Source organism: Candidatus Hydrogenedentota bacterium (assembly GCA_016791475.1).
Classification (GTDB): domain Bacteria; phylum Hydrogenedentota; class Hydrogenedentia; order Hydrogenedentales; family JAEUWI01; genus JAEUWI01.
The window spans coordinates 59,431-75,658 of the sequence record JAEUWI010000009.1 but is presented as its reverse complement, the minus strand read 5'-3'; the positions used below and the strand labels follow the sequence as shown (position 1 = coordinate 75,658).

Genomic DNA, 16,228 nt, shown 5'->3' with positions numbered 1-16,228 from the left:
TCTTGCAATGTTCCCGGTGGACTGTGTCAGACTATAGCTCCGTCCATGTGCAACCCTCTGGAGTACCCGCTATGACCCGCTTCCACGTTAACCGTCGTCAGTTTCTCGGGAGCGCCGCCGCGCTTTCCGCCGCCGCCCTGCTTCCCCGCTCCGCCCATGCGGAGGATGCTCCGGAGCAGCATGTGGGCCTGGCGCCCTCGGCCACCTATCCCGAACTCAAGTCGACGCTGACCATCGCGGATCCGTCGCGCATCCGAATGCTCCAGCTTACGGATATTCACTTCTACGGCAACGACGACCCGGCCATGGACCTGCGGACGCTGGAGGAGATTCCCCGCTTGATCGACAAGACGCAGCCGGAACTTCTGGTGGTGTCGGGCGATTTGTGGAGCGACAATCCTGATGGGCGCGGCGCGGAGTATCAGGCCTTTGCACTGGACAAGCTGGCGAAGTGGGGCGTGCCCTGGCTCTTCGTGTGGGGCAACCACGACCGCCTGGACGACTACGTGAAGGGACACGACACCTTTCACGATGCGAAGGGATCCCTCTATCGCGGCGGCGCTAGTGGCGGCAACTATGTGGTGGCGCTGCAGGACAAGGCGGGCAATCCTTGCTGGGATTTCGTCTGCATGAATTCCATGGAGGGCGGGATGCTCCAACAACAGCGCGACTGGCTGAAGGCCCTGCCGGCGCAGGACTACCGCCCGACCGCGAAGAACGCCTTCGCCATCGTGCACATTCCCGTGAAGCAGTACTCGGAGGTGTGGTCGAAGGCGGAAACGGGTGGCGTCTTTCTGGAGGAGGTCTGCTCGTGGGAGGAAGATGGCACCACCTTGCCGCTTATCGACGCGCTGGGCACGGTGCGCGCTTATTTCTGCGGCCACGATCATGTGAATGACTACAAGGGCACCTGGGGCGGCGTCGAGCTGAACTACGGCCGCGCCAGTGGCCACGGCGGCTACGGCGGCGACAAGGTGCCCAAGGGCGGCAAGATCATCACGGTCAACGCCGAGACGGGGAAGTACACCGCCGAGAGCATCCTGCCCGACGGCAGCACCTGGACCAGTGAACCGGGCAAGAAGATCGACAAGGTCGAGGCGTTGCCCTGGGCCTAAGGGTGAGAGCAGGATTGACTACGGAAGGGCACGGAATTTTACGGAATGTACGATCTTCGGCTGGATGACTTGGAGGAAGCGCTATCATGTTGGGCATGACTCCCACTGCATCTCGCGCAAGTGACACAATCCATTTTGCCATCGGCCAGTCCTCCCTCGGCGCGATCCTCGTCGCCGCGACGGAAAAGGGCATCTGCGCCATCTTCCTCGGCGAAGACCCGGAGCAACTCGCGCGAGATCTGCAGGATGCCTTTCCGAAGGCGGAAATCACCGGTGATGACAAAGATTTCGACGTGATGGTCGGCCAGGTGGTGGGCTTCGTGGAGCATCCCGCGCGTGGCCTCGATCTGCCGCTCGACATTCGCGGCACGGCCTTCCAGCGCCAGGTCTGGGAGGCGCTCCAGGCGGTGCCACCCGGCATGACCGCGAGCTACACGGAGATTGCGCATCGATTAGGTCAGCCCAAATCGGTCCGCGCCGTGGCCACCGCCTGCGCAGCAAACAAGATCGCCGTGGCCATTCCATGCCACCGGATCGTGCGCACGGATGGATCGCTGTCGGGCTACCGGTGGGGCCTGGAGCGCAAGGGCGCCCTGCTGCAGCGGGAACAGGAGGGGCGCTGATGGAAGACGAGTGGCTGCCCTCGGGCTGTATCGCGGAGCGGAACGGTATAGACTACCACGGAGGACCGTGGTAGCCAGGAAGCTCGGTCTCGTTTCGGATTGCACATGGCCTTGAGGCGGCGTGCCCTAGCAACGCACCCCCAACCCAAATGGTCTCGTTACCACGGTCCTCCGTGGTAATGCATATCGTTCCGCTCGGCGGAACAGGGGGTATGAAAGCGTACCGGAATTCTTAATCGCGCTCTTGTAGAAAACCGCCCCGACGTTTTAGACTATACCCAGAAGTATCCAAGAGACCCGCCAGGAGGGGCATGTCATGGGTAGAAGTCGTTACGGCATTGACGATCCGAAGGCCGCACACTTTTTCACCTGCACCATTGTGAACTGGCTTCCCGTGTTCACGCGCCCCGCGACGGTCGATATCGTTCTCGATAGCTTTCGCTATCTTCAGTCGGAACGGGGATTGAACATCTATGGCTATGTCATTCTGGAGAATCACCTGCACATGATCGCCGCGTCGGAGGACATAGGACACGACGTGGCGAACTTCAAATCCTACACGGCGAAGCAGATCGTAAAGTGTCTCCGGGAGCTTCGCGCGAACACGATCTTGAAGCAGATGAAGTTCTGCAAGAAGCGGGGCAAGGATGATCGGGATTTCCAGGTTTGGCAGGAGGGGTCCCATCCGCAGGAGATTCTGAGCTGGGACATGATGCGGCAGAAGCTGGATTATATCCACAACAACCCGGAGCAGCGGGGTTATGTGGACTTGCCGGAGCACTGGCGTTATTCGAGTGCGCGGAATTATTTGGGGGAGTCGGGGTTGATCGAAGTGTGCAAAGACTGGGGGTGACAGTGGTGTGTGAAGTGGGCACCCGCAGGCTTGTTCCGCCGAGCGGAACGGTATGCATTCCCACGGAGGACCGTGGGAACGAGTGTGTGCCGCCAGCCTCGTCGTTGAGACTGGCGGCATTGACTGGATTCAGATCTTTTCCATTTTCCTGGATTTTGCAGACTTGCACGCGGCAACGGTCACTTCGGTGGCGCGGAGGCCATCCAACCCCGTGACGCTCGGCTCGATCTTTTCGTCGACGGCGTTGACGAAGTCCAGCACCAGGCCCAGGTCCGGGTTGTCACCATAGGAGGCCCAGGTGTGGCGCATGGTGGCGTCGTTGAAGACGTTGACCTTCTGGTTGAAAGCATCCACGTTGAGCACGCCCTTGGTGCCGATGAATTCCATGGTGACGTCGCCCCAGGTCGGGAAACTCTTGGAGCGGCTCCAGCTTGCGATGTGGGAGACCTGGATGCCGCCTTCCATTTCGAGGTTGAGCATGCCCAGGTCGTCAGTCTTGATCTCCTTCTTGTGGAGGAGGTTGCCGTTCTCGCAATAGACCTTGGTGAACTCCTTGTCCAGCATCCAGCGGAGGGCGTCGGCCACGTGGACGGTGTGATCCATGGTGGCGCCGCCGCCAGCGAGCTTTTCATCGACAAACCAGCCAAAGGGGCACTGGCCATTGTTGGTGCACGCGATGGCGAGGATGTTGCCAAGGGCGCCGGACTGGATCTGGGCGCGCGCTTCGATGAGGGTCGGGGCGAAGCGGCAGGGAAAGGCCGTGCCGAGGCCGACGCCGGCCTTCTTGCACAGGGCGACCATTTCCTTCGCCTCTTTCACCGTGGGGGCCAGGGGCTTTTCGCAAAGGATCCACTTCCCGGCCTTCGCGGCGGCCTCCACCATCGCGCGGTGCTTCACGTTCTCCGAGCAGATGATGACGCCGTCCATATCACCCGCCAGGAACTTGTCCAGGCTGGCGGTGAACTTCGTGTTGAATTCCTTCGCCATCGCCTTGCCGCGCTTCGCGTCGTCGTCCCAAATCCCGGCGAGTTCGGCCTCGGGCAGGGCGTTGAGGCAGGCCGCGTAGCTGAAGGCGTGCATGTGGGCGAAACTCATTATGCCAATTTTAGCCATGATCTCTGGTCCTTCTTATAACTTGACCGGCTGGCCGGTGGCGTTGGATTTCAATGCGGCTTCGGCCATCTTGACGGCCATCATGCCGTCCTCCGGCGTGACGCGGGGCGTACGTCCATCTTGTACCCAGGCGATGAAGTCTTCCCATTCCCGCTGGTAGGGGCTCTCGGCCACCGGGCTGCTGGGTACCACCATGCTGGGTCCCGCTTCCGTCTGGCGCAGCATGGAGCCGATCGGGGCCTCCTTGCTGTCGTACTGAATCATGCCGCCGCTGCCGCAGATCTCCGCCTTCACCTGGAAGCCGCTGGGGTGGGCCCAGGTGCCGAGGATGGTGGCGATCATGCCGTTTTTCAGGCGGATATTGCTCTGGGAATAATCGATGCACAAGGGTTCGTTCTTCATCAGCGCCTGACAGAAAATCCGCTCCGGCTCGCCGAAGACGTAGCGCACCCAGTCCATGTCGTGGATCGCGCAGTCGAAGGTCACGCCGCCGCTGCCCTTGTAGTCGGCGAACCAGCTCTTCGGGCCGCCGGGGAAGAGTCCGCCGCGGTAGATCTTCACATAGCCCGGCTCGCCGATGGCGCCGGCTTCCACCTGGGCCTTCATGGCCTCGAATTCGTGGAAGTAGCGCACCACGTGGCCGACAAAAAGCTTCACCTTGGCTTTCTTCGCCGCCGCAATGGCCTTCTTGCAGTCCGCCGTAGTGCGGCAGAGAGGCTTCTCGCAGAAGATGTGCTTGCCCGCCGCCGCCGCCGCCTCGATGAACATGAGGTGGGTCATGGTGGGCGTCGCAATGGCTACGCAGTCGATTTCCGGGCTGGCGGCAGCCTTCAGGCCGTCGGTCACGGCCTTGGCGCCGTATTTTGCCGCGAGGGCCTCGGCCGCTTCCTTCGATTTGTCGGCGCAGAGGACAATCTTGAGGCCGCAATTGACAGCCATCTGGGCGTGTACGCGCCCCATGCCACTACACCCGATGATGGCGACGTTCATGGACGCCCGCACACCGGTGGATGCTTGTTGGTTTCTGTTTGCAAACATGGGTCTGTTGGTCTCCAGCCGTAATTCTGCAGAAAAATTGCGTCGTCCGATTCAATGTGAAGTGTGCGCACTTCTAAGGCGACGCAACAAGGATAGCACAGGCCAAAATAGATCTTGGAATGAATGGCGAACGCGAGTCTTGGGTGATCAGTGGGGGGTAGACTATCCCTATTCCCTGAACTTGAAACATGAAGCGCAAAGACGACAAACTGCGCGTGCGGCCAAAGACCAACGCCCCGACGCATGGCGTGAACGTGAATGTGGAGCACAAGATAATGCCGATCGGCAATTCAGACGATTTCCACGCGGGTTTATTTCAGGAGTTGCGAAAACTGCCTGCCGAGACCGAATGGGTGGAGTTCAAGCATAACAACGCCAATTCGGAGGAGATTGGCCAGTACGTCTCTGCCTTGGCGAATTCAGCCGCGCTTGTCGGGAAGTCCAAGGCCTATTTGCTCTGGGGTGTGGATGACCATTCACACGCTATCCTGGGCACCAGCTTTCGCCCATTCGAGGCCAAAGTCGGAAATGAGGCGCTTGAGAATTGGTTGCTTCGATTGCTGAACCCGCAGATCCACTGCCGGTTCTTCGAGTTGCGCATTGACGAATGTCCCGTCGTGCTTCTCGAAATCGAGGCGGCATGCCGACAACCCGTTCAATTCTCGGGTGAGGAATTTGTCCGAGTGGGAAGCTATAAGAAGAAGTTAAGGGCCCATCCTGAACGTGAACGTGAGCTCTGGCGGATATTTGAGAATACTCGCTTTGAATCCAGGGTCGCCAACAGAGGCATTCCCGGCACTGGAGTGCTCCGCCTCTTGGATTTTCAAGCGTACTTCAAGCTCCTGAATCTTTCGGAACCGAAGGCACCGGAACTCATTCTTGCCGCGCTCGAATCGGACGGCATGATCGCACGTGACGGCGCCGGGCGATGGAATATCTCGAATCTCGGGGCCATACTCTTTGCCCGTCGCCTGAGCGACTTCGGCACCCTTTCACGGAAGGCGGTCCGCGTCATAGTTTACCGCGGAAAAGGACGTCGGGAAGCCATTCGCGAGCAATGCGGATCCAAGGGCTATGCGAACGGTTTTGAGGGACTTATTGGTTTCGTGAACAACCTTCTCCCCGCCAACGAAGTTGTCGAGAAGGCGTTGCGGAAGAACGTGACCATGTATCCAGAAATTGCGGTCCGTGAACTGGTGGCAAACGCATTAATCCATCAAGATTTTCTGATAACCGGGGCTGGTCCCATGATAGAGATTTTTGATGACCGGCTGGAGATCACAAACCCTGGCGCTCCGCTTGTTGAGACCATTCGATTTCTCGACACACCGCCTCGTTCTCGAAACGAGGCGCTCGCCGCTTATATGCGGCGTGTCGGAGTGTGTGAAGAACGTGGCAGCGGAGTGGATAAGGTAGTCTCCGAAACGGAGCTCTACCAATTGCCTGCTCCTGTCTTTGAATCGCCGGGTGAGAATACGCGCTCGATACTCTTTTCGCATCGTTCTCTAAACGACATGAATGGCGAGGATCGCGTTCGGGCATGCTACCTTCACGCATGCCTGAAATGGGTAACGAGAGAGGAGATGACAAACACAACCCTTCGAGAGCGATTTGGAATCGAGAAGAAGAACGCTGCCCAAGCATCGAAAATAATCAGAGACACGATTTCGAGTGGGTTGATTCGCCCCTTCGACGATTCAGTGGGAACGCGGGCGCTTCGGTACATCCCATTCTGGTCTTAGTGTCGGTTTTTATTTGTATTTAATTGGCCAGCCGAAGAATTGCTTGTTATGCTCCATAATAATTCAATATTTTCGAGGACAAAAACGTCCATAAGGTGTTTTATCGCAGTTGGTTGCAACCGAATTAAATTGCTTGATGGTTGCTTGATAACCAAGTCTTGGGCGAGCGTTCTCCAGGACAGACGGCATGGGCAACTTTGAAGGTCGTCCGCGTGCCACTGGAGGGCTGAAATTGCAAATTCCAGCACAGCTCGGAAAACTTGATTGCCACTGCGCTCGCGCCCGTTTCATGCTACACTAAGTCTGCTTCCGCTCACGGGGGTGGTCCCCGCGCGTGCAGGGGTTGAGCCTGCCCGAGCTATCATCCCCGCCGGCGGCCCGCTTATCCCCCGTTCATACTGCGTCGCCGGTGGACCCACCCGGAAGCCCGCGTTCACGCGAACTTGCCCCGCGCGGCGGGGTTGTGCCACGATTTTTTCCGGCACGCCCCGCCTGCGGACAGGGCACAAACCCTATCATGCCACACTACGACGAGAGAGGAAATCCCCCATGCTGACCCGCCTGCTGTTGCTATGCGCCATCGTTGGCGCACTCGCCGCCCCCGCCCTGGAGAGCGAGCTTATTTTCCCCATGGATCCCAAGCACAACCACGGGTCCAGCATCATCCAGACGCCGGAGGGCGACCTGATTGCGTGCTGGTTCCATGGATCGGGCGAGCGCAATTCCGACGACGTGCTGGTGCAGGGCGCGCGGAAGCGGGCCGGCTCGGATACCTGGAGCGAGCCCTTTCTCATGGCGGACACGCCGGACCTGCCCGACTGCAACCCGGTGCTCTTCATGGATCCCCGGGGCACGCTGTGGCTCTTCTGGATCGCCGTGCAGGACAACGAGTGGGGCGGCTCCCTGTTGAAGTATCGCACCTCCACCAACTACCAGGGCGACGGCCCGCCGGTCTGGGGCTGGCAGGACGTGATTCACACACGGCCGCTGAACCTCGAAACAAAGATGATAGCCACGCTGGACCAGATCAACACCGAGATGGGGCCGGTGATCGAGGGAATCCCCCGGGTGAAAGAGATGCTCCAGCAACTGCGCGAGACGGCGCCCATCAAGATTCACCAGCGCCTCGGCTGGATGACCCGCATCCACCCCATCATGACGAGCGAGAACCGGATCATGCTCGGGCTTTACTCCGATATCTGGAACTCGTCCATGGCCGTCTTCACGGAAGACTGGGGCCAGACCTGGACCAGCGGCGAGCCCATCATGACCATGCAACTGGGCAACATCCAGCCGGCTTTCGCAAAGCGCAAGAACGGCGAGATCGTGGCCTACATGCGCGATAACGGCCTCCCCAAGAAGATCCGCCAGGCGGTGTCCACAGACAGCGGCATGACCTGGGGACCGGTCACCGAGATGGACATTCCCAATCCCGGCTCATCGGTGGATGTGGTGGTGCTGGAAAACGGTCACTGGGTGCTCGTTTGCAACGATGTGGATGGTCGACACGTGGTCACGGTGTACCTGTCGGAAGACGAAGGAGTTACCTGGCCGGTTAAGCGCAAGCTGGAAGATTTCGCGCCGGAGGCAGGATCGGGGTCCTATTTTTCCATCATGCAGGCGAAGGACGGAAAAATTCACTGCACCTACTCCTATAAAGACGAGAAGACGCCCGGCTCCACCATCAAGCATGTGGCCTTTGAGGAAAGCTGGATTAAAGGCGAATAATCGCCATTTTCACGCGAATCGGGCCGGTCAGATCGCAATCTGATCGGCCCGATTTATCTTGACTCGCTGACCTGACACGCCCAAAAAGTGCAACGTCCCCTCCTAATATAAGGAGGGTTTTTACCATGAAGATGACGACACTCGCCCTGGGCGAGCTCTGGATGACCGCAGACGAAGCGGAATTGAACCGACAGTTCGTGCGGGGCGTGGGTAAGTTGCTGAAAGACCGGGGCGTGGCGGAGAATCCGCTGCTGGTGCTGCGGCTGAGCGACATTGTGGTGTCGTGGCTGCTGGCGCGGCGGATGGAAGACGGGCTGGGCCCCGGAGAAGACGGCGAGGCGCCGAAAACCACCTCGGCCCAGGCCGAGGCCGTCGGCAAGAGCCGGGAGCGGCTGCGCAAGGCGATCAAGGAGCTGGAAGAGTATTGCGAGCGCGCCGGCACCCCCATTGATCGGGGCATCGCCGACCTGATGAAACCCGTCATCCAGCAGATTCAGGGAACGAGCCCCTTCTTCGCGGAGGCGGGGTGAAATCGGTCGGGGCGCTTGCAACCGTGCGGCGCGGTGTGACATAAATTGCGGTATGAAACACCTCTCCGCCATCCTTATCCTTGTCATGTTGCTGGCAGGCTGCGCCTCCACCCCGAAACCGAAGGGCGAGCCGGTGACCCGCGACATGCTCGTCACGGGCTACTGCAAGTGCGGCAAGTGCACCAACTGGAAACACACCCTGTTCCTCCGCCGTACCGTGGTGAAAGACGGGGCCAACGAAGGCAAGAAGAAGGACGTGGGCAAGACCGCGAGCGGAAAAAAGGCCAAAGTGGGTACCATCGCGGCCGACACCAGCAAGTACCCCATGGGCACGCAGATGTACATTCCTGGCTATGGCTACGGCACGGTGGAAGACCGGGGCGGCGCGATCAAGGGCGACCATATCGATCTCTTCTTCAAGAGCCACAAGGCCGCGCTCAAGTGGGGCAAGCAGCAAAAGCAGGTGCAGGTTTGGTTGAAGTGAATTACGAATTGAATTACGAATTATGAATGCTGCTCAACCGTTTTTTTTGTCTCCACCATCAATGCGCAATTCTCAATTCGTAATTCATAATTCTCAATTCAGACATGTTCCCCGAGAAAGGCCACGGTAAGCTCCGCGAGAGTCTGGCCCTCGAAGAGACCCTCCCACGCGCCATGGGCCTCGCCGGAGATGGGGTAGTAGGCCACGGGGATGCCATTCTCCACGCAGGCATTGCGGATATCCAGCGCGGGTCCAAGCGCCAGGCCCACGGTGAAATCCTGGGCACCGTGGAAGATCATCACGGGCGGATCGCTCGGATCGAAAGCGTCGATCACCGGCGCGGCGCTTCCCCAGCAATCCACAATCGCGGAAACGCGGGCGCTGGTGCCGGGGTTGTTCTCCGGGGGCACCGTGAAGCCGGGACCGTCATTCGCAAAAGATTCGTCGGTCGTGAGCCCGGCGGCCAGGGCCGCGAAGGCGCCCGCCGATTCGCCCCAGACGGCGATGCGGTCCGGATCCACCCGCAGCGCGCTCGCGTTGGCGCGGATATAGCGTAGCGCCACCTTCGCATCCACGAAAGAAGCGTGCATCGCCTCGCGCAGGTCCAGGGCCTCAAACAGGGGCGAGTTGCTGTCCGGCTCCCAATCCTGCGGCGCGGGGGGATTGTCGCCCTTCAGGCGATAGTCGATCAGAAAGCAGGCATAGCCCGCCAGGGCCAGGGCGTCCGCCTGGCGGATGAGCTTTTCGTCTTCCTTGCTGCCTTTCTCAAAGCTGCCGCCGTGGATCATGAGGACGGCGGGACGATTCTCCTCCGTGCCTTCCTTTTCGATCAGGTCGTAGCGCAGATCGGCCAGGGTATAAATGCCGGCCTCGTTGCTCTCCACGTTGCCTTTGCCATAGACCAGATCGGGCGTGCGGATCACCCCGGGGGAAAGGAGGGGCGGACAGCCGCTCAACAGGGCGGCGGAAAGACACAAGACGGCGACCGGCAGGCAATGGGACAGACGCATGATGATACTCCTGAAGAAAATTCCTTCACGGATTATACGGCACGGAAGCGCGCCGGGGCGAACGACAGCATAAGAAGGCAAACAGGCACTGTGAACCAATCAGGAGCATCCACCATGCATCTCCTTCCCCATATCGATACCCTCGTCCAGCGCGGGATTTCGCCCGAGTCCGCGCGGAACTGGCTCTTTCTCCAGGATCGCGCCGCCTTTGCGGAGCACCTCTTCCATGATCGCGCGGGCACGCCCTGGCGTGTGCGGGACTATCAGCGGGGCTCGCTCAACTCGCAGGCGGCGCGCAAGGTCCATTGCGACGGGCGCGACGTGGGCAAGACCACGGAAATCGAGGCCATCGCCGCGTGGGCCATGGTGGCGTGCCCGGATTCCGAGATGCTCATCGCGACCCAGACGGAGAACCAGCTTTTTCCGCTGATGAACCGGCTCGTACGGCGCTTTCAGGGCACGCCCGAGCTCGCGCCCTCGCTGGTCGAAATGAAGCGTTCGCCATCGTGGTTCTTCCGCTTCTCCAATGGATTCGTGCTGTGGGGGCGCATCGCCGGGCCGCGCGGCACGAACTTCCAGGGCATGCACGTGGACTGGCAAATCGTGGACGAGGCCCAGGAAATGACCGACGCGTCGTGGGGCGAACTCTATCAGGCGCTGAATGGAGGCGGACGGCGCTGGGTCTACGGTGTGCCCAATGGACTGCGCAACAGCTTCTACCGCATGAGCCAGATGCCCGATGCGGAGCAATACAACTGGCCCAGTTCAATGAATCCGAACTTCGATGCGGCGAAAGACGCCGAGCTGGCGCTGCTCTACGGTGGACGCAACACGCCGGGCTATATCCACCGGGTCCTGGGTCAGCACGGCGCGCCCATGCATGCCGTGTTCTCGCTGGACGAATATCTTCAGTGCGTGGACGATAGTATAGATTTCGAAAACATCAGCTTGATGGAAGACGACCCTTTCGACGGGCCGGGCTTCGTGGCGCGGGGCGACTATTATCTCGGTTGCGATCTGGGTTATGCGCGGGACCCCTCGGAGTTCGTGGTGTATCGCAGCGAGCCGCCCTATATTGTCAACGTGCTGCGCCTCCACCTCGAGGGCGTGAATTATGCGCGGCAGCAGCAGATCATCCAGTCGCTGGACGCGGCTTACGATTTTCGCGGCGTGGGGATCGACGCGGGCAACAGCGGTCGCGCCGTGGCCCACCAGCTCATGGCCCTGGGGGAGGACTGGTGTGAGAAAATCCAAGCCTTTGAGTTTGGCGGCAGCATGGAGCTGCAACCGATGCCCGACGGCAACCTCGTGCGGCGGCGCGTGAAAGAGTTCATGACCGAGCTGCTGCAACGGCGCATGAACGAAGGGACCATTCGTTTTCCACCCATTGCGGATCGAGAATCCCAGTACGCCTCCCACACCTACGGCGTGGGAACGTCGGGCCAGATTGTGTACGAGAAGGGCAATGACCACATCATCGACGCGGACCGCTGCGCGCTTCTGCGGCACTACCGTGATCAACTGGAAGAGAGCACGCCGGTTCGTCTGGGAATTGGCGTGGCAGGGTTCTAAGCGGGATGCGGGAAGGGTGAGAGAGGGAAGAGTTGCGATGGTGATTATGCAATCGCGTATCTGGATCGCTTTACGGTCGGGATGCACATCACGTCGCCATCAGCCATTGGCCCGCTGCGGACTGGTCGGCGCCGGGTTGAGTGCATTTCCGGCTACACCGGAGACGTGATCGCTCTCGTGTGCGCAACCCCGGCGCGGCGAACTTCCATAAGCCCATTGAACCGGGAAGCTGCTGGAATACGTGCGCCAGTTCTTCCTCCGTCAGGCCCAAAGACAACGGTCCACTCAGGGCGCGCGACGTAGCGCCAGGTGCGCCACGGTCTTGCCGTCCACCTGTACCGGCAGCCCGGCGCGGAGAGCTTCACCGGACATGGCGTTGCCGTCCACGGTGAACGATTCCTCCTCCTTTACGGTGAACCATTCGGGGAACTGGTTGAGGCGGGGGTAGTCCGTGGGCATCTTGAAGTACTCCGCGTGTCGCGGCACGTCGAAGCGGATCTTGCCGGACCAGGGCCAGTCGGCGGAGACGGCGATCTGGAGGCCGCCCGCTCCGTCGGGCACGGCGCCGATGCGCAGATCGTTGCGCCAGGGTTCGAGGTAGCAGCCCTGGGTTTTCCACAGCGCCCACATGAGGGCCGTCCGCGCAAAATTGCCATCACCGTGCCACCCTGCGACGACGCCCGTGTCACGCTGCTTGGCGAGGAGGCGCGTGGCCATGTAATCGGCCCATTCGGCGGCGGCGGGGTCGGGAAGGCGGTTCATGAGGTTGATCCCGCCTTCCAGGGAGTCGGCGATGCCATCAGCGATGTCGCCCTCCCAGGGAAAGTCCTTGTTCGCCATGAGATTCCGCAGCGCGAAGGCCACCGCCTCGCGATAACGCGGCACGTTATCGATCTGGTCCACCACGAGAAAGGCGTTGTAGTTGTAGCCCCAGTTATCCGTCCGGTCCTGGTCGAGGATCTTGCCGTCGCGGGGATCGATCTTGTTGTAAAGCAGGCCGTTCTCATCGCGGCCGACGTCGAGGATGCGATCGAGGATTCGGTGCATGGCGGGCTTCCACCGCGCGTGGCGCTCGGGATCCTGCTGCGCGGCGATGTAGTAGGCTTCCGAGAGGCCGCTGATGACCTCGCAACCGTGATCGTCCAGGCGCAGCTCGGGGGCATCCACGGGCGAGTGGTATTCGAAGAAATAGGCCGCAAGTTGAAAGGCGTGGTCGCGATAGGCCGAGTTGCCCGTCATCCAATAGGCGCGCGAATAGCCCTGCATGAGATCGCCGCTCACTTCGTGTGAGGTAGAGGGCAGCTTGCCCACTTCGGAGTCGATCGTGGCGTGTTCCCAGATGCCGTCCAGCAGGCCCAGCATGCGGTCCGTCCAGGGACTCGGCCCGAGGAGTTCGTTGAGCGGCAGGAGGCCGTCCTTCACATACTCGCTCGCGCCGAAGATGATGGCGGCCACGTCGGGCGTGTCCGTGCGAAAAGCCTGGGTGGCGAAGAGGAAATCATCGGGCAATACGCCCACGCGATTCGCCACGCGCTGCTCCGTCGCCAGGATGGCGTGCATGGGTCCGTCGAATACGGCGCGGTTGGTGAACCATGTCGAGAGGACCATGAAAGGATAGTTGTCCGCCGCCGCGTCCTTCGCGTTCCAGTAGAAATCCTGCGTGAGGTTGCGGGGAATCAGGCCAGAAGCGGGGTCTGCGTGCTGCAGCCAACCCTCCACAAAGCGGGAGCAGGCGAGAAAAGCTTTGCGCGCCTGCTCGCCATTGCGCTCGGCGTCCTGGGTGGGATCGGCGAAGAGGGACGTACTGACGAGCATGAAAAAGCACAAGAAAGACATGGCGCGCATGGCGGCCTCCTTTCCCGGGGGAGGGGTGTCCGGTTCCCCCCCGGACTGGGGTTAATGGTGGCACAGGGGGGCGACGGGAGGCAAGAATCCTTATTTGCGCCTTAGCGTTCAACAGAAACATTCTCACGCAAAGCCGCTAAGGCGCAAAGAGGGGAAGGAAGAGAAGGGGCTATGGCAATTGGCGGCTTTCAAAGTGGCCACGGTCAAGCGTGGCTAAGCTTTAGACGGCATCGGTTTGAGTTGGTCGCTGACAAAGTTGAGATCGTATTGGGTCCTGAAGTCTGCTCGATGACGGTGATCAATTGCGGTGACTCGGCGAGCGGTTTACCCCTGCTATGGAACTCACTGAGGGGACTGGGTTCAGAAGTGCCCGTGCGAATTTTTCCTTTGCGCCCTAGCGCCTTTGCGTGAGATTATTTTTGTTTCATCCAGTCACGCAAACGCGCAGGGGCGCTTCGTGCGTGGTGGTTTTCAACATTGCCCCCAACCGGGCGGCAGAGGAGCAGCGCAATGACTGAGAACGAGATTTCGAAGCACGTGGTGGATGCGGCATACACGGTGCATGTGGCGCTGGGGCCTGGGCTGCTGGAGTCGGTATATGAAACGGTGTTGTGCCACGAATTGCGCAAGCGGGGACTGAAGGTGGAGCGGCAGGTGGCCGTGCCGGTGGTTTATGACGGACTCCATTTTGAGGAGGGATTTCGGGCGGACGTGGTGGTGGAGGATAAGGTGGTGCTCGAATTGAAATCGGTGGAGAGCGTAGCTCCAGTACACAAGAAACAAACACTCACCTATATTCGGCTGATGGACAAGCGACTGGGGTTGTTGCTCAATTTTGGCGCCGCATTGATGAAAGACGGCATCTGGCGGATTGTGAACGGGCTGGAGGAGTAAGAATCTTTGCGCCACTGCGTCTTTGCGTGACGGATCTATTTGGTCTCACGCAAAGGCGCAAAGGCGCTAAGGCGCAAAGGAGGGGAGCAATGGAGTTGAGTGTAGGAGTTGAGGAGGAATACACTGGATCGGAATCTGGTGCGGGCAAATTGAGAGTTTTTCACCGGAAGGCAGATGATGGGCGAGAAGAGTCGATTTATTGAAGAAGACCTTGCGAAGGATATGCTGCACCATCTGACGAAGTCGCTAAGTGGCGCTGAGCCTGCGGTGTCCCTCTCCATTTCGGGCTTCGGCGTGCATTGGCACATCGACGCATCGGCGGGCGCACGCACCTGCCACATCAATTGCTTCAATTATGTAGCGGATGGTCTACGGCGTGTAAAGCGTATGCGAAAACGTGAGGCCAGTCGTTTTAGCTTCCGTGATATTTCAAGGAAGTATCCGGGCGCGGAATTTCTTATCGTCTTTCGTGATGTGAGCGACAGGGCCTGCGAGGAGAGGACTTCCGAACGCGATCCCGAGGGGCGATTCTACACCTCGAAAGCCGTCGTGGCCTGTATTCGGCGTTGGGTGCTTGATGTCGCAACGAAGGATGATCTCTACGAGGCGTTTCCTTGTGTCGATATACGAAAACGCGCATTATTAGAGCTCGTAGGTTACGTCACCAGCTATTGCGCACTACACGGTATTTCAATGCGAATCGAGATTGAACCGGGTAAGTTTGGGGACGGCGGCGAGGTTCGCATTGAGGGCACGGGGCGTTTGCTTAGAATCGATGCTTCGCGAATGCCGGAGGACAGATGTTTTCGCTGCACCGTAGAGCTGAGGAATACAGTCGTCGGAAGCGTGAAGGCGGCCTCATTCCCTGAAATCGCTAAAGCAGCGCAAGTGTGGATCGTGGAAGAAGCGTCCGTAACGGGAATTGGGTCGGCAGTCCCTCAATTGACGATTCATCCTTACGCGGACTTTTTCGAGCGCGGTGACTACGCTGGTTGGCACTGGAATCGCGAGATCCATTGGGCGCGAGAAGACCGAAAGTCCTGCGAGAGCCAATATATGGCATGTTACCTGCCACTCTTGGAGCTACTTGGGGCGGATCCGGTCACGCGCCGTTTCTTTACGTTCACGAGCATGGGCAGACTCGCTTTCAGTCGTTGCTCCGAGTATCCCTATGCGACGGCGGGCATGCCCTGGGTGTGGGCAGACAGATCGGCGTACCCAAAACCGTTGGGATACAGTGCCGGGCACGATAGACACTGCAGCACTTGTGAGGTCGAGGGCGATGCCGGTGTGGTCTTCCAGTTCCTGAAACGATACCTTGCGAATGTCTGGGAATCGGGCGTCTATGGGGAGCTGGTGCACGCGCTCATCGAACCCGCGAATTACATCCTTACGGAGCAGGGCAGTGCTCTCGGCGTGCTTCAGGGGGAGGCGCGTGATGTGGCATTTGCACGCGCGGTGGAAGGAGGAAGGACATGCACTCTCATGTTCGCAAAAGACAAAGAGCCGTCAATTTTTCTGGTTACTTTCGATCGGGAGAGTGGCAAGCCGATGGGGCACGCTTACTGCCACAGGATGATTCAGGTGGTTGCGTTGATGCGCCGATGGTTGGAATTCCATCAGGAGCCGGATTCTTTTATGGCGTTGGCGGACGAGTTCATGGTGTACGGCGATTGAATGA

14 protein-coding genes are annotated in these 16,228 nt (G+C 59.7%); 10 read left to right on the top strand and 4 right to left on the bottom strand.

Annotated features, from left to right (window positions below):
* Positions 1-71 precede the first annotated feature (71 nt).
* From JNK74_06865 to JNK74_06855, 3 genes are all read left to right on the top strand, one after another.
* Entirely contained in the window at positions 72-1,115 is a 1,044-nt protein-coding gene (locus JNK74_06865) for a metallophosphoesterase (GenBank protein MBL7645898.1), read from the top strand.
* 86 nt (positions 1,116-1,201) lie between these two features.
* The gene (locus JNK74_06860; protein ID MBL7645897.1) at positions 1,202-1,738 is read left to right on the top strand and encodes a methylated-DNA--[protein]-cysteine S-methyltransferase; all 537 of its coding nucleotides are present in this window, start codon (positions 1,202-1,204) and stop codon (positions 1,736-1,738) included.
* 316 nt (positions 1,739-2,054) lie between these two features.
* Positions 2,055-2,591, top strand: coding sequence for a transposase (locus JNK74_06855; GenBank protein ID MBL7645896.1), 537 nt, complete (start codon positions 2,055-2,057; stop codon positions 2,589-2,591).
* A 129-nt stretch (positions 2,592-2,720) separates the two neighbouring features.
* Here the strand turns inward: JNK74_06855 and JNK74_06850 are convergent, their stop codons facing one another.
* Both JNK74_06850 and JNK74_06845 read right to left on the bottom strand, forming a co-directional pair.
* Positions 2,721-3,704 (bottom strand): Gfo/Idh/MocA family oxidoreductase, encoded by a 984-nt coding sequence (locus JNK74_06850; GenBank protein MBL7645895.1) that lies wholly within the window; start codon positions 3,702-3,704, stop codon positions 2,721-2,723.
* 15 nt (positions 3,705-3,719) lie between these two features.
* Positions 3,720-4,742: a Gfo/Idh/MocA family oxidoreductase gene (locus tag JNK74_06845; GenBank protein MBL7645894.1), complete on the bottom strand. Its 1,023-nt coding sequence runs from the start codon at positions 4,740-4,742 to the stop codon at positions 3,720-3,722.
* A gap of 275 nt (positions 4,743-5,017) precedes the next feature.
* Between JNK74_06845 and JNK74_06840 the strand changes: the two genes are divergently transcribed.
* From JNK74_06840 to JNK74_06825, 4 genes are all read left to right on the top strand, one after another.
* Positions 5,018-6,484, top strand: coding sequence for a putative DNA binding domain-containing protein (locus tag JNK74_06840; protein MBL7645893.1), 1,467 nt, complete (start codon positions 5,018-5,020; stop codon positions 6,482-6,484).
* A 549-nt stretch (positions 6,485-7,033) separates the two neighbouring features.
* Entirely contained in the window at positions 7,034-8,212 is a 1,179-nt protein-coding gene (locus tag JNK74_06835) for an exo-alpha-sialidase (GenBank protein ID MBL7645892.1), read from the top strand.
* Between the two features lie 125 nt (positions 8,213-8,337).
* Complete coding sequence (locus JNK74_06830) at positions 8,338-8,742, top strand: hypothetical protein (GenBank protein ID MBL7645891.1); 405 nt, start codon at positions 8,338-8,340, stop codon at positions 8,740-8,742.
* Positions 8,743-8,794: 52 nt separating this feature from the next.
* On the top strand, positions 8,795-9,226 hold the full coding sequence (locus tag JNK74_06825; GenBank protein ID MBL7645890.1) for a hypothetical protein: 432 nt from the start codon (positions 8,795-8,797) through the stop codon (positions 9,224-9,226).
* A 98-nt stretch (positions 9,227-9,324) separates the two neighbouring features.
* Here JNK74_06825 and JNK74_06820 read toward each other — a convergent pair whose 3' ends face one another.
* Positions 9,325-10,014, bottom strand: a complete 690-nt coding sequence (locus JNK74_06820; GenBank protein MBL7645889.1) for an alpha/beta hydrolase fold domain-containing protein — start codon at positions 10,012-10,014, stop codon at positions 9,325-9,327.
* 336 nt (positions 10,015-10,350) lie between these two features.
* On the opposite strand from JNK74_06820, the gene JNK74_06815 reads away from it, so the two are divergent.
* Positions 10,351-11,808: a hypothetical protein gene (locus JNK74_06815; protein MBL7645888.1), complete on the top strand. Its 1,458-nt coding sequence runs from the start codon at positions 10,351-10,353 to the stop codon at positions 11,806-11,808.
* A 285-nt stretch (positions 11,809-12,093) separates the two neighbouring features.
* On the opposite strand, the gene JNK74_06810 is transcribed toward JNK74_06815, so the two are convergent.
* Positions 12,094-13,527, bottom strand: coding sequence for a hypothetical protein (locus JNK74_06810; protein MBL7645887.1), 1,434 nt, complete (start codon positions 13,525-13,527; stop codon positions 12,094-12,096).
* A gap of 636 nt (positions 13,528-14,163) precedes the next feature.
* Between JNK74_06810 and JNK74_06805 the strand changes: the two genes are divergently transcribed.
* Together JNK74_06805 and JNK74_06800 are read left to right on the top strand one after the other, a co-directional pair.
* Entirely contained in the window at positions 14,164-14,547 is a 384-nt protein-coding gene (locus JNK74_06805; GenBank protein MBL7645886.1) for a GxxExxY protein, read from the top strand.
* Between the two features lie 174 nt (positions 14,548-14,721).
* A complete protein-coding gene (locus tag JNK74_06800; protein ID MBL7645885.1) occupies positions 14,722-16,224 on the top strand; it encodes a hypothetical protein in 1,503 nt (500 codons plus the stop codon).
* The last annotated feature ends 4 nt before the right edge of the window (positions 16,225-16,228 follow it).

What these genes read in the sequence shown, in the direction of transcription:
- JNK74_06850 (MBL7645895.1), bottom strand. Translation starts at nt 3,704, where the DNA reads ATGGCTAAAATTGGCATAATGAGTTTCGCCCACATGCACGCCTTCAGC.
- JNK74_06865 (MBL7645898.1), top strand. Translation starts at nt 72, where the DNA reads ATGACCCGCTTCCACGTTAACCGTCGTCAGTTTCTCGGGAGCGCCGCC.
- JNK74_06845 (MBL7645894.1), bottom strand. Translation starts at nt 4,742, where the DNA reads ATGTTTGCAAACAGAAACCAACAAGCATCCACCGGTGTGCGGGCGTCC.
- JNK74_06805 (MBL7645886.1), top strand. Translation starts at nt 14,164, where the DNA reads ATGACTGAGAACGAGATTTCGAAGCACGTGGTGGATGCGGCATACACG.
- JNK74_06820 (MBL7645889.1), bottom strand. Translation starts at nt 10,014, where the DNA reads ATGATCCACGGCGGCAGCTTTGAGAAAGGCAGCAAGGAAGACGAAAAG.
- JNK74_06860 (MBL7645897.1), top strand. Translation starts at nt 1,202, where the DNA reads ATGTTGGGCATGACTCCCACTGCATCTCGCGCAAGTGACACAATCCAT.
- JNK74_06840 (MBL7645893.1), top strand. Translation starts at nt 5,018, where the DNA reads ATGCCGATCGGCAATTCAGACGATTTCCACGCGGGTTTATTTCAGGAG.
- JNK74_06830 (MBL7645891.1), top strand. Translation starts at nt 8,338, where the DNA reads ATGAAGATGACGACACTCGCCCTGGGCGAGCTCTGGATGACCGCAGAC.
- JNK74_06855 (MBL7645896.1), top strand. Translation starts at nt 2,055, where the DNA reads ATGGGTAGAAGTCGTTACGGCATTGACGATCCGAAGGCCGCACACTTT.
- JNK74_06835 (MBL7645892.1), top strand. Translation starts at nt 7,034, where the DNA reads ATGCTGACCCGCCTGCTGTTGCTATGCGCCATCGTTGGCGCACTCGCC.
- JNK74_06800 (MBL7645885.1), top strand. Translation starts at nt 14,722, where the DNA reads ATGATGGGCGAGAAGAGTCGATTTATTGAAGAAGACCTTGCGAAGGAT.
- JNK74_06815 (MBL7645888.1), top strand. Translation starts at nt 10,351, where the DNA reads ATGCATCTCCTTCCCCATATCGATACCCTCGTCCAGCGCGGGATTTCG.
- JNK74_06825 (MBL7645890.1), top strand. Translation starts at nt 8,795, where the DNA reads ATGAAACACCTCTCCGCCATCCTTATCCTTGTCATGTTGCTGGCAGGC.